The sequence below is a fragment of the Sphingopyxis sp. Root1497 genome (assembly GCF_001427085.1).
Classification (GTDB): domain Bacteria; phylum Pseudomonadota; class Alphaproteobacteria; order Sphingomonadales; family Sphingomonadaceae; genus Sphingopyxis.
Map to the genome: position 1 here is coordinate 16,184 of NZ_LMGF01000003.1, position 25,751 is coordinate 41,934.

Genomic DNA, 25,751 nt, shown 5'->3' on the forward strand with positions numbered 1-25,751 from the left:
CGTCTGGCACTCTCTATTTCCCCCGGTCGTCCGGGCGCAGCACCGGCTTACCCATGTCGCATCATCGTGCTGGTCCCCACCAATTGAGACCATTTGCCTGAAATCCCTTGCGAATCAGTAAATGACGGGGAGTCAGATCAGGGGAGCAGCAGACTCGCGTCGCCATAGCTGTAGAAGCGATAGTCATACGCGATGGCGTGGGCATAGGCCGCCTGCATCGCGTCGAGCCCCATCAGCGCGCTAACCAGCATGAACAGGGTCGATTTGGGAAGGTGGAAATTGGTCATCAACCCGTCGATGGCGCGGAAGCGATAGCCCGGGGTGATGAAGATCGCGGTGTCGCCCGCAAAGGGCGCGATGATACCATCCTCGCGCGCCGCGCTTTCCAGCAGGCGCAGGCTGGTCGTGCCCACCGCGATGACGCGTCCCCCCGCCGCGCGCACGGCGTTCAGCCGCCCGGCAGTGTCGGCATCGATGCGGCCCCATTCGGCATGCATGACATGATCGTCGGTATCGTCGGCCTTGACCGGCAGGAAGGTTCCCGCTCCCACGTGGAGCGTGAGCGTTTCGCTTTTTACCCCGGCTTCGGCGAGCGATTCCAGCAGTTCAGGCGTAAAATGCAGCGCTGCGGTCGGTGCCGCCACCGCCCCGTCTTCCTTCGCGAACATCGTCTGGTAATCGCTGCGGTCGGCCTCGTCGGTCCCGCGCTTGCCCGCGATATAGGGCGGCAGCGGCATCGTGCCGGCGCGTTCGAGCAGGATTTCGACGGGCTCATCGCCGGCAAAGGCGAGGATGAAGCTGCCGTCGGCGAGCCGGTCCTCGGCAACCGCTGCGACGCCCGAACCGAAATCGACGCGTTCTCCAACACGAAGCCGCTTGCCATTGCGGATGAAGGCCTGCCAGCGGCGGAGGTCGATGCGCTTGTGCAGCGTCGCGCCGATTTTCGCTTCGCCGCGTTTCCCTTCGAGCTGCGCCGGGATGACCCGCGTGTCGTTGAAAACGAGGCAGTCGCCCGCACGAAGCAGCGCCGGCAGGTCGCGCACGCCCCGGTCGGACATTGCCTGTCCCTCGACCACGAGCATCCGCGCCGCGTCGCGCGGACGCGCCGGGCGGAGCGCGATACGCTCGGCAGGGAGGTCGAAATCGAAGGCGTCGACGCGCATCGCGCGCCTCTCCTTACCGGATCGGGGCGTTGAGCTGGTCGGCGGTGATCGGCGCCGCGGCGGGCGCGGGCACCGTATCTGTCAGCATCGACGCCGGCGGCATCGGCTTGTTGTCGGCGGCGACCGACACCTGGACCATTCGCGACATCACTTCGGGCGGTTCGCCTTTGTGGATCGCATCGACATATTGCATGCCCGAAATCACGCGGCCGAAGGCGGTATAGCGGCGATCGAGGCTGAAGCGCGGCTGGAGCATGATGAAGAACTGGCTGTTCGCGCTGTCCTCGCTCTCGGCGCGTGCCATCGACAGCGTCCCGCGCAGATGCGGCGTCGGGTTGAATTCGGCCTTGAGGTCGGGAAGCTGCGAGCCGCCCTGCCCGGTCGCGGTCGGATCGCCCGTCTGCGCCATGAAGCCGTCGATCACGCGGTGGAATTTCACCCCGTCATAGAAGCCCGCACGCGCAAGCTGCTTCACACGTTCGACATGGTTGGGGGCAACGTTCGGATAGAGCTGCGCGACGATCCGCCCACCGGTCGAAAGGTCGATGTTGAGCATATATTCGGGGTTGTTGATATATTGGTCGGGCGTCATCGCCGGCACCGCAGGGGCGACCGTCGTTTCGCCCGTGGCCGGTGCGGTCGCGGGCGCCTCCGCCGGGGGCGTCTCCTGTGCCGCGAGCGGGGCCGCAAGGCCGAGCGCTATCGCCGTCAGGATCAGGGGGCGGAAGGTGAATGTCATGCTGGATCGGCCTTTGTGATGAAATGCTCTATGCGCCCCGTCTGGCGCGGCCCTAGCGGGAAAAAGCTGAACGCTCAATGATCGCGATCAGGCGTCGCCCTGGCGCAGCCCGCGTTCGGCGATGCGCCCCGTCACCGCGTCCTTCACCGCCGGGGTGACGAACTTGTGGATGTCGCCGCCGAAGATCGCGATTTCCTTGACCAGCCGCGACGCGATCGGCTGCAATCCGACGTCGGCCATCAGGAACACCGTCTCGATCCGGTCGTTCAATTGCTGGTTCATGCCCGCCATCTGATATTCATATTCGAAGTCGGCGACGGCGCGCAGCCCGCGCACGATCACGCTCGCGCCCTCGCGTTCGGCAAAGTCCATCAGCAGCGAGTTGAAACCGACCACACGGATATCGCCGCCGATGCTCGTGACCTCGCGGCGGACCATCTCGATCCGCTCCTCGTCGTCGAACAAGGGCGATTTGGTGATGTTGGTCGTCACCCCGATGACCAGCCGGTCGACCAGCTTCGCGCCGCGCCGGATGATGTCCATATGTCCCAGGGTGATCGGATCGAACGTCCCCGGATAAACCCCCACGCGCATCAGCGGTCCCTTTCCACGATATAATGGGCGATGGCGCGCAGCAGCGTCGCCTCTTCGCCAAATCCTGCCAGATGGCCGATCGCCTGGTCGACGAGCGCGACCGCCTGTTCGCGCGCCCGGTCGAGCCCCATCAGCGTCACGAACGTCGCCTTGCCCGCCGCGGCATCCTTGTGCAGCGCCTTGCCGGCGAGTTCCTCGTCGCCCTCGACGTCCATGATGTCGTCGGCGATCTGGAAGGCGAGCCCGATGTCGCGCGCATAGCCGCGCAGCGGCGTGCGTCCCTCGGCCGGGATGCGCGCAAGGATCGCGCCGGCCTCGACCGAGAAAGCGATCAGCGCCCCGGTCTTCAGTTGTTGCAGCCGGGTCACCGTGGGCAGGTCGAACTGCGCGGTCTCGGCGGCGAGGTCCATCATCTGCCCGCCCGCCATACCCGCCGGTCCGGCGGCACGCGCGAGTTCGCGGATCAATTCGCTGCGCACGAAGGGATCGGCGTGGGTCGCGGGATCGACGAGCCATTCGAAGGCGAGCGCGTGAAGCGAATCGCCCGCCAGCACCGCCGTCGCCTCGTCATAGGCCCTGTGCACCGTCGGCTTGCCGCGGCGCAGGTCGTCATCGTCCATGCACGGCAGGTCGTCGTGGATCAGCGAATAGACATGCATCGCCTCGACCGCCGCGCCGACGCGCAGCGAGAGATTGCGGTCGACATGATAAAGATCGCCCGCCGCGCGGACGAGCAGGGGACGCAGCCGTTTGCCGCCGCCGATCGCGGCGTGGCGCATCGCCTGATAGAGACGCTCGCGCGGATCCTCGGGAACTTGCAGCAACTGGTCGAACAGCCGGTCGGTCGCCTCGACCACCTCGGATTGCGCATCCGCGAGCAGGCGGCCGCCGTCGATATCCCCTTCCGCGACCGTCATCCGGTTCAGCCTTCGCCGAAGGGCGTCGTACCCGCCGGTCGGCCGTCGGCGCCGAGGCTGACCTGTTCGATGCGCGCCTGCGCCGCGGCGAGCCGGGCCTCGCAATGGCCGCGCAGCGCATGGCCGCGTTCGTAGAGCGCAACCGATTCCTCGAGGCTGACGTCGCCGCTTTCGAGCCGCCGCACGATCGTTTCGAGTTCGCCCATCGCGGCTTCGAACGAGAGCGCGGCGATGGCGGGGGCGCCAGGGGTTTCCGGGGCGGGTGCGGGGGTGTCCGTCATGGCACCTGCTTTGGCCCTTTCGGCACCCGATGGTCAAGTGCGGTCAAGCTTGACGTCGCCCGGCGGCGCACTAGGCTCGCGCCATGTTCATCGGCCATTTCGCCCCGGCGCTGGTCGCCGCCGCCCGGCCAAAAGCCGCAGGCCTCGGGACGCTCTTCGTCGCCGCACAGCTTGTGGATATCGGCTTCGCAGCGCTGTTGATCCCGGGGATCGAGGCGATGCGCATCGCCCCCGGCATCACCGCGATGAACCCGATGGACCTCTTTCATATGCCCTACACCCACAGCCTGCTCGGCAGCCTGCTCTGGGCTGCGGGATTCGGGGCGCTCGTCTGGTTCGCGACGAAGCGGCGCGCGGCGGCGATCGGCGCTACGCTGGTCGTCGTGTCGCACTGGTTCGTCGACCTGCTCGTCCATATTCCCGACCTGACGCTCTATGGCGCGCCGCCCAGGCTCGGGCTCGGCCTGTGGGATCATCCGGCGATCGCGATGCCGCTGGAGATCGCCTTCATCGGCGCCGCATTGATCTACTACGCCCGCCGCACACAGGCGCCGACGGGCAACCGGCGGCTGTGGATTCTCGCCGGACTGCTCGCCTTCGCGCAGGCCGTCGACTGGTTCGGGCCGAAGGAACCGGTCTATTCGCTCGCGATCCCGGCGACGATGCTTTTCGCTTATGCGCTGCTCGCCGCGACCGCGGCCTGGGCGGGCGCCAACCGCCGTGTCGCGGGGACGATGCCCTGATGCTGCAGGCCGCGGCCGGATACGGCTTCACCGCCCTGATCTTCGGGATTCTCGACGCCTTGTGGCTGACGAAGGTGGGACCGAAACTTTATCGGCCGGAAATCGGCGAACTGCTGATGGACGGCTGGCGCCCCGTCCCCGCGCTCATCTTTTACGCCCTCTATATGCTCGGCATCCAGATTTTCGCGGTCCAGCCCGCGCTCGCAGCGGGAAAATGGCAGGTCGCGGCCACATATGGCGCGCTGTTCGGCTTCTTCTGCTACATGACCTACGACCTTACCAACCATGCGACGATGAAGATCTGGTCGACCAAAATCACCCTCGCCGACATCGCCTGGGGCACCTGCGCGACCGGGCTGTCGGCGGGCGCCGCCGCCTGGCTGGTGCTGACGCTGCTGCCGCGCGGCGCCTGAGCGCCCGCCAGCGCGCGCAATCACGTTTCCGTTTTTTGCAATTGCCGAATGTGGCACGTCGCATCATGCTGCACCGCACAAGAGAGAGGGGCGTAAAGGCAAGTTTTGTTCGCTAAACAAGGACTTGCATCATGAAAAAATTTCTCCTCCCCATCCTGACCCTGTTCGCCGTCCTGCCCGCCGCCGCGCATGCCGAGGAAGCGCGCCGTTTCGAACATGAGGGTCGCATCTACAGCTACACGATCAAGACCGTCGGCGAACGCCGCATCATCGATGGCGTCGACGAGGCGAGCGGCAAGCGCTTCTCGCTTCGCGTCGGCACCCACAAGGTCCGCGGCACCGTCGGTTCGCAGCAGGTCGAATTTTCGCTGAAGGACGTCGAGCCGCTGAAGGCCACGGTCACCGTCCTCGCCGCGCGCTGATCTCCGACGCAGGCCCCATGGTGCGAAATGCACTATGGGGTCTGTTCGTTTTGTCCTCGCGCGGCTAAAGGCGCGCCATGACTCAGACAGCAGCCGCGCCCGCCTCCGTCATCACCCCCGAGATCGTTGCCGAACACGGCCTGTCTCCGGAAGAATATGAGCGCGTCCTGCACGCGCTCGGGCGCGAACCGAACCTTGTCGAACTCGGCATCTTCTCGGTGATGTGGTCCGAACATTGCAGCTACAAAAGCTCGCGCCTCCATTTGAAGAAATTGCCGACCGAAGCCCCCTGGGTGATCTGCGGCCCCGGCGAAAATGCCGGCGTCATCGACATCGGCGAAGGCCCCGACGGCAAAAAGCTCGCCGCGATCTTCAAGATGGAGAGCCACAACCACCCGTCGTACATCGAACCCTATCAGGGTGCAGCGACCGGCGTCGGCGGCATCCTGCGCGACGTCTTTACGATGGGCGCGCGCCCCGTCGCGAACCTCAACGCGCTGCGCTTTGGCCGCCCCGATCATCCGAAGATGAAGCATCTGATCTCGGGCGTCGTCCACGGCATCGGCGGCTACGGCAATTGCGTCGGCGTCCCCACGGTCGGCGGCGAGGTCAATTTCCACAAGGCCTATGACGGCAATATCCTCGTCAACGCGATGACCGTCGGCGTCGCCGAACAGGACAAGATCTTCTATTCGGCCGCCTCGGGCGTCGGCAATCCGATCGTCTATGTCGGTTCGAAAACCGGCCGCGACGGCATTCACGGCGCGACGATGGCGTCAGCCGACTTTGGCGAGGATGCCGAGGAGAAGCGCCCGACGGTGCAGGTCGGCGACCCCTTCACCGAAAAATTGCTGATCGAGGCATGCCTCGAGCTGATGGCGTCGGACGCGATCGTCGCGATCCAGGACATGGGCGCTGCAGGCCTCACCTCGTCATCGGTCGAGATGGCGTCGAAGGGCGGCGTCGGCCTCCATCTCAAGATGGACGATGTGCCGCAGCGCGAAACCGGCATGACGACCTACGAGATGATGCTGTCCGAATCGCAGGAACGCATGCTGATGGTGCTGAAGCCCGGCCGCGAGGATTTCGCCGCCGCGATCTTCCACAAATGGGAACTCGATTTCGCGGTCATCGGCACCGTCACCGACACCGGCCGCATGGTGCTCGAGCATAAGGGCGAGATCGTCTGCGACATTCCGCTCGCCCCGCTCGCCGACGACGCGCCGCTCTACGACCGGCCGCACGTCCCGACGCCGAAGCAGCCCGAACTGACGAGCGTCCCCGAAACGACCGATGTCGCGGCCGACCTCAAGACCTTGATGGGCACCCCCGACATCGCCAGCCGCCGCTGGATCTACGAACAATATGACAGCCAGGTCGGCGGCGACACGCTGCAGATCGGTGGCGACGCCGCGCTTGTTCGTATCCATGGCACCAACCGCGCGCTCGCCATGTCGACCGATTGCACCCCGCGCTATTGCTACGCCGACCCTGTCGAGGGCGGCAAGCAGGCGGTCGCCGAAACCTGGCGCAATATCAGCGCGGTCGGCGCCACGCCCTTGGCGATCACCAACTGCCTCAATTTCGCCAATCCACAGCGCCCCGAAATCATGGGCCAGATCACCGGCTGCCTCGACGGCATGGCGCAGGCGTGCCGCGCGCTCGACTATCCGATCGTCTCGGGCAACGTCAGCCTCTATAACGAGAGCAAGGCGACCGGCGGCGGCAGCGCGATCCTGCCCACCCCCGCGATCGGCGGCGTCGGCGTGATCGAGGATCTGAACCGCGCCGTGGGGATCGGCTTCAAGCGCACCGGCGACATCGTCTTGGCGGTCGGCGAGCGCGCCGGCCATCTCGGCCAGTCGGTCTGGCTGCGCGAAATTTTGGGCCGCGAGGAAGGTCCGCCGCCGCCCGTCGACCTGCGCGCCGAAAAGCGCACCGGCGATTTCATCCGCGGTGCGATCAACGCCGGCTGGATCACCGCCTGCCACGACGTCTCCGACGGCGGTATGGCGGTGACGCTCGCCGAAATGGCGCTCAAGTCGAACATCGGTGTGCTGGTTAGCGAAGAACAGCCCTTCGGCGTCGCCGAAAGCTTCTTCGGCGAGGATCAGGGCCTCTACCTCGTCACCGTCTGCGACACCTGCCTCGCCGATTTCCTCGACGCTGCCGGCCGCGCCGATGTGCCCGTCGATCCGGTCGGGCGCACGATCAAGGACCGCATCGTCTTCGAACTGGAAGGCAGCGACCATAGCGTGACGCTCGCCGAGCTGCGTGACGCGCATGAAGGTTTCTTCCCGACGCTGATGGGGGCCGACGCGGCGCTCGCATAACCAGTCACGAAAGAGAGGGGCCGATGAGCATCCATGTCGGAATCGGGGGCTGGACCTTCGAACCGTGGCGCGGCCCCTTCTACCCCGCCGGCCTCGCACAGAAACGCGAGCTCGAATATGCCGGCCAGCATCTGACCGGCATCGAGATCAACGGCACCTATTATGGCAGCCAGAAGCCCGAGACATTCGCGAGCTGGGCGGCCTCGGTCCCCGACGGCTTCAAGTTCAGCGTCAAGGCCTCGCGCTTCACCACCAACCGCAAGATACTGGCCGAAGGCGCCGGATCGATCGAGAAATTCCTGACGCAGGGGCTGACGCGGCTCGGCGACCGTCTCGGCCCGATCCACTGGCAGTTCATGGCAACCAAGAAGTTCGACCGCGACGATTTCGCCGGCTTCCTCGACCTGCTGCCCGACAGCCAGGACGGCCTCCCCCTCCGTCACGCGATCGAGGTCCGACACGAAAGCTTCCGCGACCCTGCCTTCATCGCCATGCTGCGCGAGCGCAACATGGCGGTCGTCTATGCCGACAGCGACGAATTCCCCTGCATCGACGAGCAGACCGCCGACTTCACCTACGCCCGCCTGCAACGCAGCCAGGAGGATGTCGAAACCGGCTATGACGCGGCGGCGCTAGGCAAATGGGCTGCCCAAGCGAAGGATTGGACCAAGGGCGACCGCGACGTCTTCCTCTTCTTCATCTCGGGCGCGAAGGTCCGCAATCCCGCGGCCGCACAGGCGCTGATCGCGCGGCTATGAGTGCCGGCTATTCGGGCACCCCGCTCGCGAAGAAATTGTCGCTGAAGGACGGGATGACCGCGTGGTTCCACACGATGCCCGCCAGCGTGCGCGAAGAGATCGGCGATGTCGCGCTCGACGAACGCGCCGCGCCCGAGGCGGGCCTGCAGGCCGCGCATATCTTCACCACCGAGCGCACCGAACTTGAGCGCCTGCTCACCGAGCTGCGCACGCTGATCGACCCCACGGGTTTCGTCTGGGTGAGTTGGCCCAAGAAGGCCGCGAAAGTCCCGACCGACATCACCGAGGATGTGATCCGCGAGATTTGCCTGCCGATGGGCTGGGTCGATGTGAAGGTCTGCGCCGTCGATACGGTGTGGTCGGGGCTGAAGCTGATGGTGCGCAAGGAACTGCGCTGATCGACAAAAGCGACGGTCGGGCTAAATAGATCCTCCCCTTCGCGAAGCGTTGGGGAGGGGGACCGCTTGCGAAGCAAGTGGTGGAGGGGCCGGCAACGTTGCGTCATTNCCCATCGCTCCGCGACAGGGAGGATTTTCACGTCACGCCGCCGCGGCCTGCGCCGCGAGGAAATTATAGGGGTCGATGCCGCGGCTGCGGTATGCCCGGTGCGCTTCCTTATAAAGCGTCGGTTCCCCGATCCCCAACCGCGCGCGTGCGGCGTCGAGCGGTTCGGCGAGCAGCGAGCGGATATCCTGCTCGATGATCGCCTTCGACGCCTTGCCGTGACGCTGGCCCTGGCGGATCGCGCCCATCACCGGCGCGTCGCCCTTGACGCTGCGCTTGAGCTCATAACCGCCGGCATAGGCGATGAAGAAATTGCCGTAATTGCCCGTCTGGCCATAGGTGAAGCCGAGCACGCACTGCTCGCCGAGTGCGTCGCGGCCATAGCCGGTCAGGATGTGGAACAGGTCGTGCGTGTCGCGCAGGCGGTTGGCATACCATTGCACCTGGTCGTCGAACTTCGGGCGCCCCATCTTGTCGGCCTCGGCGACCAGGCCGGCCGCCGACAGGCCTTCGCGGCGCATGAAGGTGACATAGGCGTGGCCCACCGTGCCTTCGGGCAGTGCGTCGATCCAGCCATGATCGTCGAGCAGATCGGGCAGATAGGGCTCGCTCGCCATCAGCCGCTGGCCGAAATCGCTTTCGACGAAGGCGCGCGCATCATCCATGAAGCCCTTGCGCGGAAGATTCTCGAATATGTGGAAGACCTGCTCGGTGTCTTCCTTGTCCTTGATCAGCTTGCGAAAGTGCGACAGCGCCTTGAACGGGCGGAACTTAGCGGGCTGGCGGGCGGGATGGGAGAAGATGGTCGGGGTCATGGCGGCTCTCTTTCGGCGGACTCTGGCGAATCATCTGACGCTGTCCAGATAGCATTACTGACATGTATGTCAATAGCGACTCGACGGGCTGGACGGACTGGCCTCCGAACCGTTATACCATCATAATACAGCATCGGCGATGTGCGCGATGATCGAGAAGTTGCGAAGACCTTCGATCGACAGGGGAACGGTATGAACGGGCAAGCGGCAGCAACACGTTACGAAAGCCTCGACGCCATTCGCGGCGTCGCGGTGATGGGCATATTGGCGATGAATATCGTCGCCTTCGCATTGCCGATGAGCGCCTATTTCAATCCCGCCGCCGGCGGAGCGCCAGGCACGAGCGACCTTGCAACCTGGGCGTTCAATTTTGTGTTCGTCGATTCCAAGATGCGCGGGCTGTTTTCAGTGCTGTTCGGCGCCAGCACCCTGCTGGTGATCCAGAGCGCCGAGGCGAGCGGGCGCAGCGCGGTCGGTACGCATTATGCGCGAATGTTCTGGCTCGGGCTGTTCGGCCTCGCCCATTATTACCTCTTCTGGTTCGGCGACATCCTGTCGCTCTATGCCGCGTGCGGGCTGCTGCTTTTCCTGTTTCGGGGCCTGTCGATCCGCGCACTGCTGATCTGGGCGGGTGCGTTCCTGTTCGTCTCGCTGCTGTTCCTGGGGTCGACCTGGCTGTCGATCGCGATGCTCGATACCGGCGGCCTGCCGCCCGAAACCGCCGCCGCCATGGGTCAGCAAATGGCCGAATTCAACGCGATGATGGGACCGAACTCGCCGACCTATGCCGCCGACGTCGCCCATTTCCTCGGCAGCTATCGCGAGATCGCGGGCACCCGCATGGGTCCCGACGCCGCCGAACCGCTGGTGCAGGTCATGCTGTTCCTGTGGGAGAGCATGGCGCTGATGCTGATTGGCATGGCGCTGTTCAAGTCGCGCATGCTGACGGGCGAATGGAGCCCGGAGCGCTACACCAAATGGGCCACCGTCTGCTTCGCGATTGCGGCACCCGTGCTGGCATGGATGGCGTGGCACAGCGCGCAGACCGGCTTCGCGACGATGACGGTGTTCGGAACCGGCCTCGTCTTCTCGACGCCGTTCGACATCCTGATGACCGTCGGCTGGGCGGCGCTGATCATGCTGCTGATCCAGACCCGCGCCAGCGCCGCGGTCCGGGCGCGCCTCGCCGCGACGGGGCGCATGGCCTTCACCAACTATCTGGTGACGACGATCGTGATGACGACGATCTTCTACGGCTATGGACTGGGCCTGTTCGGCAGCGTCGGGCGCGCCGGACTTTACCTGTTCTGCTTCGGCATGTGGGCGGCGATGCTGTTCTGGTCGAAACCCTGGCTCGCCCGCTTCCACTACGGGCCGCTCGAATGGCTGTGGCGCAGCCTGTCGCGCTTCAGCCTGCAACCGATGCGGAAAGGCGCGGCGGTTCAGTAACCGACGGCGCGCCCGAAACCGGGGGCGCGGCGCTGGACGAGCGGATTGGCTTCCTTTTCCAGCGCAGCCAGCGTTTCCTCGAACAGCGGGCGCAGCGTGACGACGCGCGGCAGATATTCTTCGGGGCTGACCTGACTTTCGATGCAATGGCGCGCGAAGGTTTCGATATCTTCGGCAAGGTCCGCGAGTTTTTCGGCCCCGAACTGACGCGATTCGCCCTTCAGCGTGTGCGCGGGCATGACGAGACCGCGTGCGTCGCGGGCGCGCATCGCTTCCTCGATCGCGACGACCGATTTGGTGCCGTCTTCGCGAAAATAGCCCAATATCCGCACGAAAGCAGCGCCGAGCTGCGTGCGCGTCGCGCGGAATTCATCCCAATCGACCAGGATATCGTCCACTCGTTTGTCCCTTGGCATCAAAATTCGGTCTTTGGTCCCAGCCCCGTCATGCCGCGAATCCGGTAAAAAAGCCGTTACGATGGGGAGGTCCGCTTCCGATGCGGCCCGTTTTGGGTCAGGTGCGGCGGACCAGCCAGCGGCCTGCGGCTTCGGTCGTGACGGTCCAGCCATGTTCGCCCGCCAGCGCTGCGACTTCGCGCTCCGCCTGCGGATCGTCGGCGAGCAGGATCACAGCAGGATCGGTACGCATCGCGCGGGCGAGCCGTAGCGCCGGCCATGGGCATTTCATGCCGCGCGCATCGACGATTACCGTATCCAAGTTTTCAGCGGCCGTCATTCGTCATAGGGATTGCGCGAATTGCGGAAATTCAGCCGCACGGGCACGCCCTGAAACCCCAGTTCCTTGCGCATGCCGTTGACCAGATAACGCTCGTAACTGCCGGGCAGCGAGTCGGTGCGCGTGCCGAAAACGACGAAGGTCGGCGGGCGCGTGCGCGCCTGGGTGATATAGCGTAGCTTGATGCGCTTGCCGCCGGGCGCGGGCGGCGGGTTGTTTTCGACCGCGCTTTCGAACCAGCGGTTGAGCCGTGCGGTCGAGACGCGGTTGGTCCAGATCGCGCGCTGTTCGAAGGCGACACGGACAAGCGTGTCGATTCCCCGGCCCGTCGCGCCCGAAATGGTGAGTACCGGGACGCCCTTGACCTGGCTGAGCCCGTCCTCGAGCGCGCCTCGGACGCCGTTGAACAGCGACGACGGGTCCTCGGCTACGTCCCATTTGTTGAGCGCGACGATCAGCGCGCGGCCTTCCTGCAGTACCCGGTCGGCGATGTGCAGATCCTGCGATTCCAGGCCTTTGGTGGCGTCGAGCAGCAGCACCACGACCTCGGCGAAATCGACCGCATGGAGCGCATCCATCACCGACAGTTTCTCGAGCTTGTCCTGCACCTTGGCGCGCTTGCGCATGCCCGCAGTGTCGAACAGCTGGATCTCGTGGACCTCGCCGTCATTTTCCCACCGCCAGTCGACGCGGATCGAATCGCGCGTGATCCCCGCCTCGGGTCCGGTGATCAGCCGGTCCTCGCCGATCATGCGGTTGATCAGCGTCGATTTACCCGCATTGGGGCGGCCGACGATCGCCAGCTTCAGCGGACCGAGCGGCGCATCCTCATCCTCTTCGCCCTCGATGGGCGACGGCAGCGTTTCGGCCGCGGCGGCGTCATAACCCTCGACGATCGGGCGCAGCGCGTCGAACAGGTCGACAATGCCCTCGCCATGTTCGGCGCTGAGCGCGATCGGATTGTCGAAGCCGAGCGAATAGCTTTCGTTGAGGCCGTTTTCGCCCTGTTTGCCCTCGGCCTTGTTGACCACGAGGATGATCGGCGTGTCTTCGCTGCGCAGCCAGCGCGCGATTTCCTCATCGAGCGGAGTCACCCCGGCGCGGCCGTCGATCATGAACAGCGCAGCGTCGGCCTCGCGCACCGCTTTCTCCGTCTGCACACGCATCCGGCCGGGCAGCGTCGCCGCGTCATAATCCTCGAACCCGGCGGTATCGACGATCGTGAATTTCAGTCCCAGCAGTTCGCCGTCGCCTTCGCGCCGGTCGCGCGTCACCCCCGGCTGGTCGTCGACCAGCGCCAGGCGCTTGCCGACGAGCCGGTTGAACAGCGTCGATTTGCCGACATTGGGCCGGCCGACAATGGCGATCGTTGCGGATCGCGCCATTTCATATTCCTTCAATAAATAGGGACTGTCCCTATTTAATTTAGCGCCAGGCGGTGATGCGTCCGTCGTCCGCCAGGATATAGAGGACATTGTTCGCGACGATCGGCGACTGCGACAGCGACGTCTTGAACTCGGTCGTCGCGATCAGCGACCCGTCGGCGGGCGAAAATTCGGAAAGCTGACCCTCGCTGTTCACCGCGATCAGGCGGCCACCGGCGAGGATCGGGCCGGTCCAGCGGATCGGGTCCTTCTTCTTCTTTTCGGTTTCGACGCGGAAACGTGCGAGCTGCTGCAGCCAGCGCACCTTGCCGGTGCCGCGCGCGACGCACAGCAATTTGCCATCGTCGGTCATCGCATAGACCCACTCGCCGACCACATAGGGCGTCGAAATCCCGGCGATCGAAATTTCCCAGCTGCGCTGGCCGGTGACGAGTTCGTAGCTCGCCATGCGGCCGCCCTGGCCGAGCGCGAAGACGCGGCCGCGGTCGATCACCGGGTCGGCATCGACGTCGGACAAGGTCGACACCGACAGCGCCATCGAGGTGCGCGCCAGCGCATCTTCCCAAAGGTCGCGGCCATTCTCGTACCGATAGGCCTGCACCTCACCCGACGAGAAGCCGGCGACGATCGTGCCCTGCCCCGCGGCGGGCGATCCGGCGCCGAAGATGCTGCCGGCTTCGAGCGACGCCGTCGCCTGCCACAGCACCGCGCCGTCAGCGGCGTTGAGCGCGATGATCTGGTTGTCCTGGGTGATGACATAGACGCCGCCGAAAGCGATCGTCGGGGCGCCGCGCAGCGGCCCCGCGGGCTTCACCTTCCACAGCACCGATCCATCGGCCGCGTTCAGCGCGGCAACGTCGCCGACGCCGCTGGTCGCATAGACGACGCTGCCGTCGACCGACGCGCCGCCGCCGAACAGCGAATCCTTGAAATCCTTGCCCGTGCTGCCGATCGACGCGCTCCACAGCGACGCGCCGGTGTCGGCCGAAAAGGCCGAGACGACGGCATCGGTGCCGACCACGAACAGCCGGTTGTCCGAAACGACCGGTGCCGCGGCCAGCCGCTGCTTGTTGTTGCCGCCCGCTATGCTGGCGGTCCAGATCTGGGTGCGCGACGCGGCGAGCGCGGGGTGGCCCATCGATTTCGACGCGTTGCCGCCCGACTGCGCCCAGTTCGCGTTCACGACGGGATCGGGCAGCACGACCGCGACCGACGCCGTGGCGGGATCGACCTTGACGCTGTTATCGTTCGACAGGATCGAGACGCGGTCGCCGACGGTCGGGGTTTTCGGCCCGCCATTGCCCTTGAGCACGCCGCAGCCGGCGAGCGTCAGCGCGATCAGCGCCACGCCGACAAAATTGGCTTTCCGCATTATTTCTTTTCCTCGGCTGGTCCGGCGGCCGCCGGTGCGACGCTGCCCTTCTGTTCCTTCGCGGCGCTCTCGGCCGCGCGATCCTTGACGACGTCGACGCCCAGCATGCCGGCCATCTGGACGGTGCGCGACTGCAGCGACTTGGGGATATTGGGGGTGTCGGCGATCCGGCCGTAAAGCGCGCCCGCCTCTTTATACTGACCGAGCTGGTAATGCGCGGTTGCCGACAGTTCGGCGGCGCTCGGGAACCAGCTCGACGCGGGATCCTTGGCATCGACCATCGGTTTCATTCGCGCGATCACCACTTCGGGCTTCAGCGTGTCATATTCGAAGGCGGTCTGGCGGATCAGCGCCAGATCACGCAGCGACGGGTCGAGCTTGGTGTCGGCGGCGGCCTTGGCCATCAGCGCGGCAGCGGCTTTCAGGTCGCCGCGTTCGGCCTTCATGTTCGCCTGCTGGAACAGCGCGACGGCGCGATAGGCGGGGCCGCCGTCGGCCTCGATCTTGGTCAGCTCGGCGGTCGCCGCGGTCGGCTGCGCCGCCTTCAACTTGTCGAAGGCCGCGAGCAGCTGCTCGGCATTCTCGCCGCGCTTGGTTTCTTGCATATGGCCCCAATAAAGGTAGCCGCCGAACGCGATCAATGCCGCGACGACCCCGACCAAGATCCAGATGCCAAACCGCTGCCAGATGCTGTCGAGCTGGTCCTTGCGGACAGCCTCATCCACTTCCTGCAACAGGGCCGCATTGTTCGTCGGGCTCAACGCCACACATATTCTCCATAGACCGGGCAGGCACGAAGACGCCCGCCGGTGGTTTCCTTAGCGACGGCACCCGAAAAGGCCAAGCTTTTCACTTGGCCCGCACACACCGCCTCGTGCCGGATCAACCGGCGTAGATCTGATCTTCGGTGGGGAATGAACGGGACCTGACTTCGTCGGCATAATCCTTGACCGCGCCGTTCACCACGCCGGCCATATCCTGATAGCGTTTCACGAATTTGGGGACACGATCGAACATACCGAGCATGTCGTCGGTGACCAGCACCTGACCGTCGCATTTGGCCGAGGCCCCGATGCCAATCGTCGGGCAGTCGACCTTCTCGGTGATCTCGATCGCGATCGATTCGAGCACACCTTCGATGACGATCGAAAAAGCGCCCGCCTTTGCGACCGCGATCGCGTCCTCGACGATCGAACGCGCTTCCTCTTCGCTCTTGCCGCGCACGCCATAGCCGCCGAGGATATTCACCGCCTGCGGGGTCAGCCCGACATGGCCCATTACCGGAATGCCGCGCTGGGTCAGGAATTCGATCGTCGGGGCGAGCACCTTGCCGCCCTCGACCTTGACCGCCGCGGCGCCGGTTTCCTTGAGCAGCCGCGCCGCATTGTCGAACGCCTGCTGCGGGCTGCCCTCATAGCTGCCGAAGGGCATGTCGACGATCACCGCCGCATGATAGCTGCCGCGCACCACCGCCGCGCCGTGCAGCGCCATCATGTCCATCGTCACGCCGACGGTGTGCGGCAGGCCATAGATCACCTGCGCCAGCGAATCGCCGACGAGCAGCATGTCGCAATGCGGATCGAGCAGCTGCGCCATGCGGACGGTATAGGCGGTCAGCATGACGATCGGCTCGCCGCCCTTGCGCTGGCGAATCCGCGGCACCGTCAGGCGTTTCATCGGCTGCGGCGTCGGATTGGCGCGGCTGGTCGAGGTGTCGTAGGTGAGCGTTTTTGGGAGCGTGGACATGGGGTCGCCGCTTACCCCCAAATAGAAGGCGGCGAAAGCGCCAAAGCCATGGCATGTTATTTTTTATTGACTCCATGTTAAAAATATTAGACATAGAGTGCATATTTCATGACATGGAGTCGAATCGGATGGCCTTCCGCGAGAAAATTCACTGGGTCACGCTGGTGACGATGATCCTGGCCTTCGGCTGGTACTTCCTCGCCTACCCTTGGCAGATCGCCGACAGTCCGGCGGCTGTGTGGGCGACGGCGGGGATGCTGGTGCCGGTCACCATCGCAATCATCGTCGCGATGACCGTCGCCACCGCCGTCCTTGCGATCCGCAACCGCGGAGAGGTCGATGTCAAAGAGGATGAACGCGACCGCAGCTTTCATATGCACGGCACCCATTATGCCTATTATCCGCTCGTCGTCGGCATCTGGGTCAACATCTTCCTGATCTTCTGGGGCATCGGCCAGGCGCAGCAGCTCAATCTGATGATCGCGACGCTGGTCGTCGCCGAGTTGGTCCGCATCGGGACCCAGTTGTTCCTCTATCGCCGGGGGTACTGAGCCATGTCCCCCGCGACCCTCGAATCCTCGCGGCAGCTTGCCGGCGCCGACACCGGAGACTTGTCGATGAACTTCCGTGAAAAGACCGCCTGGCTGAACGTCATCGCGATGGTCGCCGCCTATACCCTCTATTTCGGGCTTCTCCTGTCCGGGCATCCCGCCGGGCGCGAAATATTCCCCATGCTGTGGCTCTTCGGATCGATCGCCATAGCGCATGCCGCCACCGTCATCGTCGGCACGATCATCCTGTCGGCGCAGGCCCCGAAGTCCGAGCGCGCGCGCGCCGACGAGCGCGACCGCGCGATCCGCCGCCGCGGGGCGACCGCCGCCTATTATGTGCTGCTGGTGGGGATGATGGTCGTCGGCGTCTATATGCCCTTCGTCGACGGCGGGGTGCGGCTGGCGAATTGCGGCCTGTTCGCGATCGTCGCCGCCGAACTGGTAAACAGCGTCGTCGTGCTCATCAGCTACCGGAGGGGCTGGCATGGCTAAGCCCCCTTTCACCAACGACATCCGCACGCTGCGCTTCCTTTCGGGCGAGATGACCCAAGGCGACCTCGGCGACCGGGTAGGGGTCACCCGCCAGACGATCGCGGCAATCGAACAGGGCAAATATTCCCCCTCGCTCGAAGTCGCCTTTCGCATCGCGCGCACGTTCGACAAGCCGCTCGAAGCGGTGTTCCAGTGGGACGAAAGCGCCGATTAAAACAGCGCGGCCGCGCGGGTGCGGCCTCGGCTCTCCCCGGGGCCGGGGCCGCACCTTGATTTGGCAGCGCCTGCGAAAAGGCCTAGGCTGGACCGTCCGAAAGGAGTCGCCGGTGCCCCGCCTTGCATTGCTCTGCTCCGCCCTGCTGGCCGCCGCGCCGCTGTCGGCGGAGTCCCCCGCCCCGCTCCCCGCCGACCTGCACCTGATCCCGGTCGCTCCCGACACGAAACCACGCCCCTGGGCGATATTCTTTCCCCGCGCTGCGGGGGTCGGCACGCTCGCACCCGGCAATCAATATGCCGACCTTGCCCGATATCTGAATGATCGCGGCATCGACGTCGTGATCGTAGACGACGACGCGGCGCTCAAACGACTCGCCCCGAAGGGATCGGCGGGTGAAAAGCGCGCGACGATTGCGATCGACGCGATCGCACGGCTGCGTGAGCAGGGCCGCTTCGACATGCGCTGCCCCGGGGTCGTCGTCGGCTGGTCGCGCGGCGGCGAAGGCGCACTCACGCTGGCATCGAGCAAGCAAGGCACTGACAGCGGCATTCGTGCCGCGATCGTCTATTATCCCTCGGTCAGCGGCCAGCCGTCCCCTTGGCCGCAGCGGATGCCGGTGCTGGCGCTGCAAGGCACCGCCGACGGGACCGCACCGGCCAAAAAGCTCGAAGCCCTCGTCGCCGGGCGTGTGAAGAACGCCGAATATCCGTTCATCGTAAAGCTCTACCCCGGCGCCAAACATCGTTTCGACGTCGCACACCCGGTCGACGATCCGGCAAGCGCGACGACGGAAGAGGATTTCGACGTCAATGCGCACGCCGACGCCCGCGAGACGATCGGCGACTTTCTGTTCGAACGGGGGATCAGCTTCGAAAGCTGCGCGCTCGACTAGGCTCCGGCGGCAGTCAGCGCCGCAAGTTGCTCCGCGGTCAGCGTCAGATTCTCGCTGCCCATGATCTCGTCGAGTTGCGCGACGCTCGTCGCGCTCGCGATGGGCGCTGTGACGCCCGGCTGGGCGGCGACCCAGGCAAGCGCGATCTGCGATAGGGTGGCACCCGTCTCCGCCGCTATGATATCCATCGCCGCCAGCATCGCCGGCCCCTTGCCCTCGACATAGGGCTTCACGCGCGGGCCGCGCGCGCTTTGGCCGATGTCGTCGACGCTGCGATATTTGCCCGACAAATACCCCGAAGCGAGGCTGAAATAGGTGACGACACCCAGCCCCTCGGCAACGCACAAATCCTGCAGCGCGCCCTGATATTGGCCGCGATCGAGCAGGTTGAGTTCGGGCTGCATCACCGTGAAACGCGGCAGGCCGTTGCCGTCGGCCACGCGCAGCGCCTCGGCCAGCCGATCGGCCGAATAGTTGGACGCGCCGATCGCGTCCACGACGCCCGCGTCGACCAGTTCGCCGAACGCGCCGAGCACCTCGTCCAACGGCACGTCCGGATCGTCCTTGTGCGCGAAATACAGGTCGATCCGGTCGGTGCCGAGCCGGTCGAGCGAACCCTGCACCGCCTCGCGGATGCGATCAGGCTTCAGCCCGCCGGGCATCATGCCGACCTTGGTCGCGATCATCACCCGGTCGCGCGCGCCGCCGGCCTTCAGCCATGCACCCATCATGCGCTCGGACTCGCCGCCCTTGTGGCCCGGCACCCAGGCCGAATAGACGTCGGCGGTGTCGATCATGCCCCCGCCCCGTTCGACGAAACGGTCGAGCACGGCAAAGCTCGCGTCGCGGTCCGCGGTCATGCCGAAGACATTGCCGCCGAGCATGAAAGGCCGGATCGACAGGCCGCTCTGGCCCAATGCGCGTTCGGTCATGGCTTGCCTTTCACCGTCGCAACAGCCTCGCGCGGATTGTCGCTGAACAGCCCGTCGATGCCGGTTTTCAGATAGGCGTCGATCTCGGCGCCCAGATCGCCATGGCCGGCGGGATTGATGCCCCCCTTGTCGGCGAGCGGCAGGAAATAATTTTCGCGGCGAAAGGTCCAGGGATGAACCTTGAGTCCTGCCGCATGGGCGTCCGCCACCAGCGTCGTCGGCTCGCCCAGCGTTCCGAGCGCGCCGCGCGGGATGACCATCGCCTTGTTGGGTCCGATACCGTTGGCATAGGCGGCGATGGCTTTCAGCCCGGCAGGCGTCGCCATGGCGGCATAGGTCGTCTTCGCATCGTCGGCAGGACCGCCTTCGCCGTCCATCAACTGGATCAGCGGCAGGTCGCTCCTGGCGCGGATCGCCTTGAGGTTCGCGACCTCAAAGCTCTGAATGAAGACCGGCGCGGTGCGGCCGCGATAGCCATAGCGGTCGAGCATCGCCAGCAGCGTCGCCTCGTGCGGAAGGCCGATCGACGCGAAATAGCCCGGATGCTTGGTTTCCGGATAGACGCCGACCGGGACCCGGCGCCCCTTGTTCGCGGCGGCCAGCAGGTCGAGGATTTCGGCGAAGGTCGGAACCTCATATTTGCCGTCATATTCGGTGCTGCGTAGTTGCGGCAATCGTTCCTTCGCACGCAGCGTCTTGAGTTCGGCAAGGGTGAAGTCCTCGGTGAACCATCCGGTGAACGCGGTTCCATCGATCGTCTTCGTGGTCTTGCGGCCGGCGAATTCGGGATGATCGGCGACGTCGGTGGTCTCCGAAATCTCATTCTCGTGGCGCGCGACGAGCACACCGTCCTTGGTCAGCACGAGGTCGGGTTCGATATAGTCGGCACCGAGGTCGATCGCGAGCTGATAGCCTTCAAGCGTATGTTCGGGGCGCTCGCCCGACGCGCCGCGGTGCGCGATGACGATCGGGGCCTTGCCGTCGAGCGTTGGTTGCTGCGCCGCCATCGGCTCAGCCCCGCACGCCGCGAGCAGCAGCGCCGGCACCACCGCCCAGCGCCGGATCATGCAAAACGCGTCTGCCATTCGGCGGCCGAAAAGCCCGCGCTCACCCCGTCGTCCGCCTCGACCACCGGCCGTTTGATCATCGCCGGCTGGTCGAGCATCAAGGCCTTGGCCTTGCCCGCATCCAGATCCGCCTTGTCCGCGTCGGGCAGCTTGCGAAAGGTCGTCCCGGCCTTGTTGAGCAATTTTTCCCAGCCGATCGCGTCGATCCAGGATTGCAGCGTCGCGGGATCGAGCCCGTCCTTGCGAAAATCGTGGAATCTGTACGGAACGCCCGCCGCATCGAGCCAGGTCCGCGCCTTTTTCACCGTGTCGCAATTGGGAATTCCGTACAAAGTCAGTGCCATATATAGTCCATGTTAGAAGCCGCCGATGACAATAATGCGGCAGACCCTAAGCGATGGGTGGCAGGTCGGCAATGCGGGCGTTGGCGTTCGCCAATTTACCGCGAAGCGCGCGCGCAAAGCCTTCGTGCAGCGTGGCGGCGATGCCCGGATTGGCGGTGAGATAGGCGCGCAGCGAATGCGCCGGGATGAACCACATCCGCGCGTTGCTCGCGAGCAAGACGGTCCCGGTCGCATGGCTGCCGTCGAGCACTGTCGCCTCGCCGATCAGCGTCCCGCCCGCCACGGTGCCGACGTCGATGCCCTCGCGCCGGATCGTCGCAACCCCGTCGGCAAGGTAAAAGAGGCTGGGCGCCGCCTGGTCCTCGCGGATCAAGACCTCGCCGCGCCGCGCCGAAATCCAATGCCCCTGATCGATCAGCCGGCGCGCATTGCTCGGGCTGAGCGCTTCGAAGTGCAGCCGCCGCAATTCCTGTTCCTCCGGCGAAAAAGCCACCTGGGCATCGCCGATCCAGTCCCGCCCCACCTGTCCGAGGTTGACCGCGAGGATCAGCCCGACGAGCAGCGAATAGCCGGCGCCCGGAGCATGGAACAGGGTGAGCGGCAGCGCGATCAGCGCCGCAAGCGCCAGCCCGATGCGGACGTGCGTCAGGGTCAGCGCGAAGCTGGTTCCGAGCACCAGCAAAAGTGCGCCATATCCGAACCAGGCGGGATCGAAACTCGCCATATGAATCTTTTCAACAGGTGGCCCCTTACCTGGGCCACTAAGTGTAGAAGGTTACGGATTGCCGAACGGACGATCGCGATCCCCGCGCGCACGTCCCAAAACCATAGCAAACTATCAGTTTTTCGCGGCAAAGAAAAGCACAGGTGCGCAAAAGCCGCGCCGATGCTAATTTCCTGATCCTTGCCTCCATGGTCCATTCGCGCCATGGCGGCGCGCGATTCGATTTTTGGATTTTGATTATGACACAGCCATGGCAGCCGCACAGCTGGCGCTCGCACGAAGCCCGCCAGCTTCCCACCTATTCGGACGAGGTCGCCCTCGCCGCCGCCGAGCGCGAGTTGTCGAATTATCCGCCACTGGTGTTTGCCGGCGAGGCGCGCGAACTGACCAGCGAACTCGGCCGCGTCGCCGAGGGCAAGGCGTTCCTGCTCCAGGGCGGCGACTGCGCCGAAAGCTTCGCCGAATTCCATCCGAACAACATCCGCGACACCTTCCGCGTGCTGCTCCAGATGGCGGTCGTGCTGACCTTCGCGTCGAAAATGCCGGTGGTGAAGCTCGGCCGCATGGCGGGCCAGTTCGCCAAGCCGCGTTCGGCCGACATGGAAGACATCGATGGCGTCGAGCTGCCGAGCTATCGCGGCGACATCATCAACGACATCGCGTTCGAAGCATCGGGCCGCGCACCCGACCCGCAACGCATGGTCAAGGCGTACAACCAGTCGGCTGCAACGCTGAACCTGCTGCGCGCCTTCGCCGGCGGCGGCTATGCCAATCTGCGCCAGGTCAACGCCTGGACGCACGACTTCATGGACCGCAGCCCCTGGGCGAAGAGATATCAGGAAACCGCCGCGCGGATTTCCGAAGCGCTCGCCTTCATGGAAGCCTGCGGCGTCACCCCCGAAACGGTGCCGCAGATCAAGGGCACCAGCTTTTACACCAGCCATGAAGCGCTGCTGCTTCCCTATGAGCAGGCGCTGACGCGGCAGGACAGCCTGACCGGCGGCTGGTACGACACCTCGGGCCATATGCTGTGGGTCGGCGACCGCACCCGCTTCGAAGGCTCCGCGCATATCGAATACCTCCGCGGCATCGGCAATCCGGTCGGCATGAAGTGCGGACCGAGCCTCGAAGCCGACGTGCTGCTGCGCCTGCTCGACACGCTCAATCCCAATCATGTCGCGGGCCGCATGACGCTGATCACGCGCTATGGCCATGACAAGATCGAGGCGCACCTGCCGCGGCTTGTCCGCGCGGTGAAGGAATCGGGCCACCCCGTCGTCTGGTCGTGCGACCCGATGCACGGCAATGTCATCAAGACGCCCAACGGCTACAAGACGCGCCCGTTCGAGCGCATCCTCGCCGAAGTGCGCGGCTTCTTCGCCGTCCACCGCGCCGAGGGTACGCATGGTGGCGGCATCCATATCGAGATGACCGGCCAGAATGTCACCGAATGCACCGGCGGCGCGATGGACGTGACCCAGATGGACCTCGCCGATCGCTATCACACCCATTGCGACCCGCGTTTGAACGCGGGTCAGTCGCTGGAACTGGCGTTCCTGCTGGCCGAAATGCTCAACCAGGAAATGAGCGAACGGGCGAAGCAGGCGGCCTGATCAGCCTCATCAACTCGTCATTGCGAGGAGCGAAGCGACGCGGCAATCCAGAGCAGGCGTAAACCGCCCTGGATTGCTTCGCTTCGCTCGCAATGACGAACCCTTTTTCCCCGGCCCTATTTCTCCGTTCCCGACCAAGCCTTGGTGTCGGCGAACACCCGGCCGAGCGCGACGTGCAGGTCGGCATCCTCCGCCGCGCCGCCGAGCGGGATCGCGTCGCTGAAATTGTCGGCGGCCTTGTGATAGTCGCTGCCGAGGAATTTCTCGAGCAACGGCATGTCCGAGAAACTTCCCCCGACCATCAGCGACGGCACGCCCTTGGCGCCGAGTGCCCAGCCGTCCTGCCGCTGGACAAAGGCGTCGGCCTCGCCATCCTCGTCGAGCTTGCGGCCGAGGTCGGTGGAAACCTTGCGCACCACCGCGTCATAGGCGGGACGCCCGCGCCCGATTGTCGCGACCGGCGTGCCGCGCGGCGAGATGGCGATGGTGTCGATGTTGAGCGCGACGGTGATGTCGCCCAGCGGCACCACCGGATGGTCGGCAAAATAAGTGGCGCCGAGCAGGCCCTTTTCCTCGGCGGTCGTCGCCATAAAATAGATGTCCCGGTCGGGACGCGGGCCACTGGCGAGCCGCTTGGCGACCTCGGTCAGCACCGCGATGCCGCTCGCATTGTCGACCGCGCCGTTGCAGATGCGATCGGCATCGCCCTCGTCGCCGCAGATCCCCAGATGGTCCCAATGACCGAGGAACAGCACCGCCTTGCCGTCGGGTTTCGCGCCCGGCAGTTTGGCGATGATATTGTGGCTGGCATAGGGACGCACTTCGGTCTCGGCGCTGAGGTTCGCGGTGACGGCGAGGTCGGTGCCGCGATAATCGGGCGATTTGGCGGCTTCGAGCGCCGCGACCGCCGCCTTGCCGACCTTGGTCAGCAAGGCCTGCAGGGCGGGCGCCGCGATGAAGCCCGTCGCCGCCGCGCCGGGCTTGGCGCCGGCAAGCTTGGTGGTCTGCGATCCGAACGATCCCTGCACCGCCGCCCAGGGCAGCGCATCGCTCGCGACGACGAGCACGGCGGTCGCGCCCGCTTCGGCGAGCATCTGGCGCCGGTCGCGATAGCGCGGCATCTTCTCGCCGAACGGCACCGCGTCGGAGAGCAGGATCGCGACCTTGCCCTTCACATCGGCGGCGACCTTGCCCGATGCATCGACACCATAGCCGACGAAGATCACCGGCACGTCCGCCAGCGCCAGCGAGGCGTCGCGTCCGGTCAGGACGACGCTGTCGTCCGACAGCGGAAAGGCGCGGCCGCGTACCTTGAACTGGACGCTGCCCGCGATCGCGGCGCTTTCGACCAGCGGCACCGGTTGCAGCCAGGGGGTTTCGCTGCCCGGCACGGGCTGGAGCCCCATCCTGGCCCATTCGCCGACGACATAGGCGATGGTGCGGTCCTCGCCCTCGGTCCCCGGCGCGCGCCCCTCGAACGCGTCGCTCGCCAGCACGCGCATATGCGCGGCGAGGTCGGCTTCGGTAATCGGGGGATCGACCGGCCTGGCCTGAACGGCGGAAACGGAGACGGCGATCAGAGCGACGGCCGCGATCGCGGCGCGAAATTTTATTGCGTGCATGGCGGCGCGGCATGGCATGTCCGCGAACGACCGGCAAGACGGTTCGTCGAAGCGGGTCGGGCGTTTATCGCCCCGCCCGCTCCAGCAGCGCGCGGGCCGCGGCGACATGCATATCTTCGATCATCCGCCCCGCATGTCGCTGCGCCCCGCCGGTCGCTGCGGCAACCAGCGCTTCGGCCTCGGCGATCTCGCGCGTGGACGGCGCAAAGGCGGCATTGCACGGCTCGACCTGCGACGGGTGGATCAGCGTCTTGCCGTCGAACCCCAGCCGCCGCCCCTCGGCGGCTTCCGTCGCGAAACCTTCGGCGTCGTCGATCGCGTTATAAACCCCATCGAAGCCAAATTTCCCGCCCGCGCGCGCCGCGAGCACGATCGCCTGAATCGCGTGGCTCATCGCGCCGCGGTCCATGCCGTCGGGCAGCTTCAGTTCGTAGGCAAGGTCGTTCAGCCCCGCGATCAGCCCTGCCACCGCCGGATCGCCCGCAATCTCGCGCGCGGCATAGATGGCGGTCGGGGTCTCGATCATCGCAAGCAGCGGTAGGCCGAGTCCGCGCGCGGGTTCGAGGTCGGCGATGGCATCGACCTTCGGCAGCACCACGGCATCGAGCGGCAGCCCGGCGACCGCGTTGATGTCGGCCGCCTGATGCTCGCTCCCGGTGCCGTTTATCCGCACCGCGATCCGCTTGCCCGGGAACCCAGCGACCACCGCCGCGCGCATCGCGGCACGCGCCTCTTCCTTGCGGTCGGCGGGCACCGCATCCTCAAGGTCGACGATCAGCATGTCGGCCGCAAGCCCCTGCGCCTTTTCCAGTGCGCGGGCGTTGGAACCGGGAACATAGAGCAGCGAGCGGGGCGCAAAATCGATCATGCGCTTTTCTGTGGCGCAAGCCGGGCAATGTCGCAATAAGTTAGCGCCAGAGGTTTGCGA

30 protein-coding genes are annotated in these 25,751 nt (G+C 65.5%); 12 read left to right on the forward strand and 18 right to left on the reverse strand.

The features are described from left to right. Positions 1 to 137: 137 nt before the first annotated feature. The 5 genes from queA to ASD67_RS03555 all read right to left on the reverse strand — a co-directional run bounded on the left by queA (position 138) and on the right by ASD67_RS03555 (position 3,694). On the reverse strand, positions 138 to 1,163 hold the full coding sequence (gene queA, locus ASD67_RS03535) for a tRNA preQ1(34) S-adenosylmethionine ribosyltransferase-isomerase QueA (protein WP_056343504.1): 1,026 nt from the start codon (positions 1,161 to 1,163) through the stop codon (positions 138 to 140). Positions 1,164 to 1,176: 13 nt separating this feature from the next. Then, positions 1,177 to 1,902, reverse strand: coding sequence for a peptidylprolyl isomerase (locus tag ASD67_RS03540; RefSeq protein ID WP_056343507.1), 726 nt, complete (start codon positions 1,900 to 1,902; stop codon positions 1,177 to 1,179). An 87-nt stretch (positions 1,903 to 1,989) separates the two neighbouring features. After that, positions 1,990 to 2,496 (reverse strand): pantetheine-phosphate adenylyltransferase, encoded by a 507-nt coding sequence (gene coaD / locus ASD67_RS03545; RefSeq protein ID WP_056343510.1) that lies wholly within the window; start codon positions 2,494 to 2,496, stop codon positions 1,990 to 1,992. Then, complete coding sequence (locus ASD67_RS03550; RefSeq protein WP_056343514.1) at positions 2,496 to 3,413, reverse strand: polyprenyl synthetase family protein; 918 nt, start codon at positions 3,411 to 3,413, stop codon at positions 2,496 to 2,498. Before ASD67_RS03550 ends, coaD begins: the two co-directional genes overlap by 1 nt. A gap of 5 nt (positions 3,414 to 3,418) precedes the next feature. Then, entirely contained in the window at positions 3,419 to 3,694 is a 276-nt protein-coding gene (locus ASD67_RS03555) for an exodeoxyribonuclease VII small subunit (protein ID WP_056343517.1), read from the reverse strand. Positions 3,695 to 3,777: 83 nt separating this feature from the next. Between ASD67_RS03555 and ASD67_RS03560 the strand changes: the two genes are divergently transcribed. From ASD67_RS03560 to ASD67_RS03585, 6 genes are all read left to right on the forward strand, one after another. Continuing rightward, positions 3,778 to 4,437, forward strand: a complete 660-nt coding sequence (locus ASD67_RS03560) for a hypothetical protein (RefSeq protein WP_056343520.1) — start codon at positions 3,778 to 3,780, stop codon at positions 4,435 to 4,437. Next, on the forward strand, positions 4,437 to 4,850 hold the full coding sequence (locus ASD67_RS03565) for a DUF2177 family protein (RefSeq protein ID WP_056343523.1): 414 nt from the start codon (positions 4,437 to 4,439) through the stop codon (positions 4,848 to 4,850). The genes ASD67_RS03560 and ASD67_RS03565 overlap by 1 nt, the downstream gene beginning before the upstream one ends. Before the next feature lie 131 nt (positions 4,851 to 4,981). Then, positions 4,982 to 5,272, forward strand: a complete 291-nt coding sequence (locus tag ASD67_RS03570; protein WP_056343528.1) for a hypothetical protein — start codon at positions 4,982 to 4,984, stop codon at positions 5,270 to 5,272. A gap of 77 nt (positions 5,273 to 5,349) precedes the next feature. Then, complete coding sequence (gene purL, locus ASD67_RS03575) at positions 5,350 to 7,605, forward strand: phosphoribosylformylglycinamidine synthase subunit PurL (protein ID WP_056343531.1); 2,256 nt, start codon at positions 5,350 to 5,352, stop codon at positions 7,603 to 7,605. A gap of 23 nt (positions 7,606 to 7,628) precedes the next feature. Continuing rightward, the gene (locus ASD67_RS03580) at positions 7,629 to 8,363 is read left to right on the forward strand and encodes a DUF72 domain-containing protein (RefSeq protein ID WP_056343534.1); all 735 of its coding nucleotides are present in this window, start codon (positions 7,629 to 7,631) and stop codon (positions 8,361 to 8,363) included. Next, entirely contained in the window at positions 8,360 to 8,761 is a 402-nt protein-coding gene (locus tag ASD67_RS03585; RefSeq protein ID WP_056343538.1) for a hypothetical protein, read from the forward strand. The genes ASD67_RS03580 and ASD67_RS03585 overlap by 4 nt, the downstream gene beginning before the upstream one ends. Before the next feature lie 141 nt (positions 8,762 to 8,902). Here the strand turns inward: ASD67_RS03585 and ASD67_RS03590 are convergent, their stop codons facing one another. Then, a complete protein-coding gene (locus ASD67_RS03590; RefSeq protein ID WP_056343541.1) occupies positions 8,903 to 9,682 on the reverse strand; it encodes a Coq4 family protein in 780 nt (259 codons plus the stop codon). A gap of 192 nt (positions 9,683 to 9,874) precedes the next feature. Here ASD67_RS03590 and ASD67_RS03595 point away from each other — a divergent pair, with 192 nt between their 5' ends. After that, on the forward strand, positions 9,875 to 11,131 hold the full coding sequence (locus ASD67_RS03595; protein ID WP_056343544.1) for a DUF418 domain-containing protein: 1,257 nt from the start codon (positions 9,875 to 9,877) through the stop codon (positions 11,129 to 11,131). Here ASD67_RS03595 and ASD67_RS03600 read toward each other — a convergent pair. The 6 genes from ASD67_RS03600 to panB all read right to left on the reverse strand — a co-directional run bounded on the left by ASD67_RS03600 (position 11,125) and on the right by panB (position 16,369). Beyond that, the gene (locus ASD67_RS03600) at positions 11,125 to 11,547 is read right to left on the reverse strand and encodes an Hpt domain-containing protein (RefSeq protein ID WP_056343545.1); all 423 of its coding nucleotides are present in this window, start codon (positions 11,545 to 11,547) and stop codon (positions 11,125 to 11,127) included. The two genes, ASD67_RS03595 and ASD67_RS03600, sit on opposite strands and share 7 nt — an antisense overlap. Before the next feature lie 97 nt (positions 11,548 to 11,644). Next, on the reverse strand, positions 11,645 to 11,848 hold the full coding sequence (locus tag ASD67_RS03605) for a sulfurtransferase TusA family protein (RefSeq protein WP_262408148.1): 204 nt from the start codon (positions 11,846 to 11,848) through the stop codon (positions 11,645 to 11,647). 14 nt (positions 11,849 to 11,862) lie between these two features. Then, positions 11,863 to 13,251 carry a ribosome biogenesis GTPase Der gene (der, locus tag ASD67_RS03610; RefSeq protein ID WP_056343552.1) on the reverse strand — a complete coding sequence of 463 codons (1,389 nt, stop codon included), beginning with the start codon at positions 13,249 to 13,251 and terminating at the stop codon, positions 11,863 to 11,865. A 40-nt stretch (positions 13,252 to 13,291) separates the two neighbouring features. Then, positions 13,292 to 14,623, reverse strand: a complete 1,332-nt coding sequence (locus ASD67_RS03615) for an outer membrane protein assembly factor BamB family protein (RefSeq protein ID WP_056343555.1) — start codon at positions 14,621 to 14,623, stop codon at positions 13,292 to 13,294. After that, positions 14,623 to 15,390, reverse strand: coding sequence for a tetratricopeptide repeat protein (locus tag ASD67_RS03620; protein ID WP_056343560.1), 768 nt, complete (start codon positions 15,388 to 15,390; stop codon positions 14,623 to 14,625). Before ASD67_RS03620 ends, ASD67_RS03615 begins: the two co-directional genes overlap by 1 nt. Positions 15,391 to 15,505: 115 nt before the next feature. After that, entirely contained in the window at positions 15,506 to 16,369 is an 864-nt protein-coding gene (panB, locus tag ASD67_RS03625) for a 3-methyl-2-oxobutanoate hydroxymethyltransferase (RefSeq protein WP_056343565.1), read from the reverse strand. Between the two features lie 128 nt (positions 16,370 to 16,497). Here panB and ASD67_RS03630 point away from each other — a divergent pair, with 128 nt between their 5' ends. From ASD67_RS03630 to ASD67_RS03645, 4 genes are all read left to right on the forward strand, one after another. Then, positions 16,498 to 16,920: a hypothetical protein gene (locus ASD67_RS03630; RefSeq protein WP_056343568.1), complete on the forward strand. Its 423-nt coding sequence runs from the start codon at positions 16,498 to 16,500 to the stop codon at positions 16,918 to 16,920. 3 nt (positions 16,921 to 16,923) lie between these two features. Beyond that, positions 16,924 to 17,412, forward strand: coding sequence for a hypothetical protein (locus tag ASD67_RS03635; protein WP_235535559.1), 489 nt, complete (start codon positions 16,924 to 16,926; stop codon positions 17,410 to 17,412). Next, positions 17,405 to 17,626, forward strand: coding sequence for a helix-turn-helix transcriptional regulator (locus ASD67_RS03640; protein WP_056343571.1), 222 nt, complete (start codon positions 17,405 to 17,407; stop codon positions 17,624 to 17,626). Before ASD67_RS03635 ends, ASD67_RS03640 begins: the two co-directional genes overlap by 8 nt. A gap of 112 nt (positions 17,627 to 17,738) precedes the next feature. After that, positions 17,739 to 18,521 (forward strand): dienelactone hydrolase family protein, encoded by a 783-nt coding sequence (locus ASD67_RS03645; RefSeq protein ID WP_156377558.1) that lies wholly within the window; start codon positions 17,739 to 17,741, stop codon positions 18,519 to 18,521. On the opposite strand, the gene ASD67_RS03650 is transcribed toward ASD67_RS03645, so the two are convergent. From ASD67_RS03650 to ASD67_RS03665, 4 genes are read right to left on the reverse strand one after another with little or no spacing between them, the layout of a single operon-like run. After that, positions 18,518 to 19,453 carry an aldo/keto reductase gene (locus ASD67_RS03650; protein ID WP_056343577.1) on the reverse strand — a complete coding sequence of 312 codons (936 nt, stop codon included), beginning with the start codon at positions 19,451 to 19,453 and terminating at the stop codon, positions 18,518 to 18,520. The genes ASD67_RS03645 and ASD67_RS03650 overlap by 4 nt on opposite strands. Further along, a complete protein-coding gene (locus tag ASD67_RS03655; protein ID WP_056343581.1) occupies positions 19,450 to 20,520 on the reverse strand; it encodes a glycerophosphodiester phosphodiesterase in 1,071 nt (356 codons plus the stop codon). Before ASD67_RS03655 ends, ASD67_RS03650 begins: the two co-directional genes overlap by 4 nt. Then, positions 20,517 to 20,864: an ArsC family reductase gene (locus ASD67_RS03660; protein WP_056343583.1), complete on the reverse strand. Its 348-nt coding sequence runs from the start codon at positions 20,862 to 20,864 to the stop codon at positions 20,517 to 20,519. The genes ASD67_RS03655 and ASD67_RS03660 overlap by 4 nt, the downstream gene beginning before the upstream one ends. A 46-nt stretch (positions 20,865 to 20,910) precedes the next feature. Beyond that, complete coding sequence (locus ASD67_RS03665) at positions 20,911 to 21,588, reverse strand: Crp/Fnr family transcriptional regulator (protein WP_056343585.1); 678 nt, start codon at positions 21,586 to 21,588, stop codon at positions 20,911 to 20,913. A gap of 239 nt (positions 21,589 to 21,827) precedes the next feature. On the opposite strand from ASD67_RS03665, the gene ASD67_RS03670 reads away from it, so the two are divergent. After that, positions 21,828 to 23,201: a class II 3-deoxy-7-phosphoheptulonate synthase gene (locus ASD67_RS03670; protein WP_056346983.1), complete on the forward strand. Its 1,374-nt coding sequence runs from the start codon at positions 21,828 to 21,830 to the stop codon at positions 23,199 to 23,201. Between the two features lie 116 nt (positions 23,202 to 23,317). On the opposite strand, the gene ASD67_RS03675 is transcribed toward ASD67_RS03670, so the two are convergent. Both ASD67_RS03675 and ASD67_RS03680 read right to left on the reverse strand, forming a co-directional pair. After that, positions 23,318 to 24,823, reverse strand: coding sequence for a M28 family peptidase (locus ASD67_RS03675; RefSeq protein WP_235535560.1), 1,506 nt, complete (start codon positions 24,821 to 24,823; stop codon positions 23,318 to 23,320). A 64-nt stretch (positions 24,824 to 24,887) separates the two neighbouring features. Further along, entirely contained in the window at positions 24,888 to 25,691 is an 804-nt protein-coding gene (locus ASD67_RS03680; RefSeq protein ID WP_056343588.1) for an HpcH/HpaI aldolase/citrate lyase family protein, read from the reverse strand. Positions 25,692 to 25,751: the final 60 nt, after the last annotated feature.

Excerpts from the sequence above, each read along its gene's own strand:
- ASD67_RS03540 (WP_056343507.1), bottom strand. The coding sequence starts at position 1,902 with ATGACATTCACCTTCCGCCCCCTGATCCTGACGGCGATAGCGCTCGGC.
- ASD67_RS03635 (WP_235535559.1), top strand. The coding sequence starts at position 16,924 with ATGTCCCCCGCGACCCTCGAATCCTCGCGGCAGCTTGCCGGCGCCGAC.
- coaD (WP_056343510.1), bottom strand. The coding sequence starts at position 2,496 with ATGCGCGTGGGGGTTTATCCGGGGACGTTCGATCCGATCACCCTGGGA.
- purL (WP_056343531.1), top strand. The coding sequence starts at position 5,350 with ATGACTCAGACAGCAGCCGCGCCCGCCTCCGTCATCACCCCCGAGATC.
- panB (WP_056343565.1), bottom strand. The coding sequence starts at position 16,369 with ATGTCCACGCTCCCAAAAACGCTCACCTACGACACCTCGACCAGCCGC.
- ASD67_RS03595 (WP_056343544.1), top strand. The coding sequence starts at position 9,875 with ATGAACGGGCAAGCGGCAGCAACACGTTACGAAAGCCTCGACGCCATT.
- ASD67_RS03590 (WP_056343541.1), bottom strand. The coding sequence starts at position 9,682 with ATGACCCCGACCATCTTCTCCCATCCCGCCCGCCAGCCCGCTAAGTTC.
- ASD67_RS03660 (WP_056343583.1), bottom strand. The coding sequence starts at position 20,864 with ATGGCACTGACTTTGTACGGAATTCCCAATTGCGACACGGTGAAAAAG.
- ASD67_RS03565 (WP_056343523.1), top strand. The coding sequence starts at position 4,437 with ATGCTGCAGGCCGCGGCCGGATACGGCTTCACCGCCCTGATCTTCGGG.
- ASD67_RS03670 (WP_056346983.1), top strand. The coding sequence starts at position 21,828 with ATGACACAGCCATGGCAGCCGCACAGCTGGCGCTCGCACGAAGCCCGC.
- der (WP_056343552.1), bottom strand. The coding sequence starts at position 13,251 with ATGGCGCGATCCGCAACGATCGCCATTGTCGGCCGGCCCAATGTCGGC.
- ASD67_RS03600 (WP_056343545.1), bottom strand. The coding sequence starts at position 11,547 with ATGCCAAGGGACAAACGAGTGGACGATATCCTGGTCGATTGGGATGAA.
- ASD67_RS03555 (WP_056343517.1), bottom strand. The coding sequence starts at position 3,694 with ATGACGGACACCCCCGCACCCGCCCCGGAAACCCCTGGCGCCCCCGCC.
- ASD67_RS03570 (WP_056343528.1), top strand. The coding sequence starts at position 4,982 with ATGAAAAAATTTCTCCTCCCCATCCTGACCCTGTTCGCCGTCCTGCCC.
- queA (WP_056343504.1), bottom strand. The coding sequence starts at position 1,163 with ATGCGCGTCGACGCCTTCGATTTCGACCTCCCTGCCGAGCGTATCGCG.
- ASD67_RS03630 (WP_056343568.1), top strand. The coding sequence starts at position 16,498 with ATGGCCTTCCGCGAGAAAATTCACTGGGTCACGCTGGTGACGATGATC.
- ASD67_RS03550 (WP_056343514.1), bottom strand. The coding sequence starts at position 3,413 with ATGACGGTCGCGGAAGGGGATATCGACGGCGGCCGCCTGCTCGCGGAT.
- ASD67_RS03640 (WP_056343571.1), top strand. The coding sequence starts at position 17,405 with ATGGCTAAGCCCCCTTTCACCAACGACATCCGCACGCTGCGCTTCCTT.
- ASD67_RS03560 (WP_056343520.1), top strand. The coding sequence starts at position 3,778 with ATGTTCATCGGCCATTTCGCCCCGGCGCTGGTCGCCGCCGCCCGGCCA.
- ASD67_RS03655 (WP_056343581.1), bottom strand. The coding sequence starts at position 20,520 with ATGATCCGGCGCTGGGCGGTGGTGCCGGCGCTGCTGCTCGCGGCGTGC.
- ASD67_RS03665 (WP_056343585.1), bottom strand. The coding sequence starts at position 21,588 with ATGGCGAGTTTCGATCCCGCCTGGTTCGGATATGGCGCACTTTTGCTG.
- ASD67_RS03580 (WP_056343534.1), top strand. The coding sequence starts at position 7,629 with ATGAGCATCCATGTCGGAATCGGGGGCTGGACCTTCGAACCGTGGCGC.
- ASD67_RS03650 (WP_056343577.1), bottom strand. The coding sequence starts at position 19,453 with ATGACCGAACGCGCATTGGGCCAGAGCGGCCTGTCGATCCGGCCTTTC.
- ASD67_RS03615 (WP_056343555.1), bottom strand. The coding sequence starts at position 14,623 with ATGCGGAAAGCCAATTTTGTCGGCGTGGCGCTGATCGCGCTGACGCTC.
- ASD67_RS03585 (WP_056343538.1), top strand. The coding sequence starts at position 8,360 with ATGAGTGCCGGCTATTCGGGCACCCCGCTCGCGAAGAAATTGTCGCTG.
- ASD67_RS03675 (WP_235535560.1), bottom strand. The coding sequence starts at position 24,823 with ATGCACGCAATAAAATTTCGCGCCGCGATCGCGGCCGTCGCTCTGATC.
- ASD67_RS03680 (WP_056343588.1), bottom strand. The coding sequence starts at position 25,691 with ATGATCGATTTTGCGCCCCGCTCGCTGCTCTATGTTCCCGGTTCCAAC.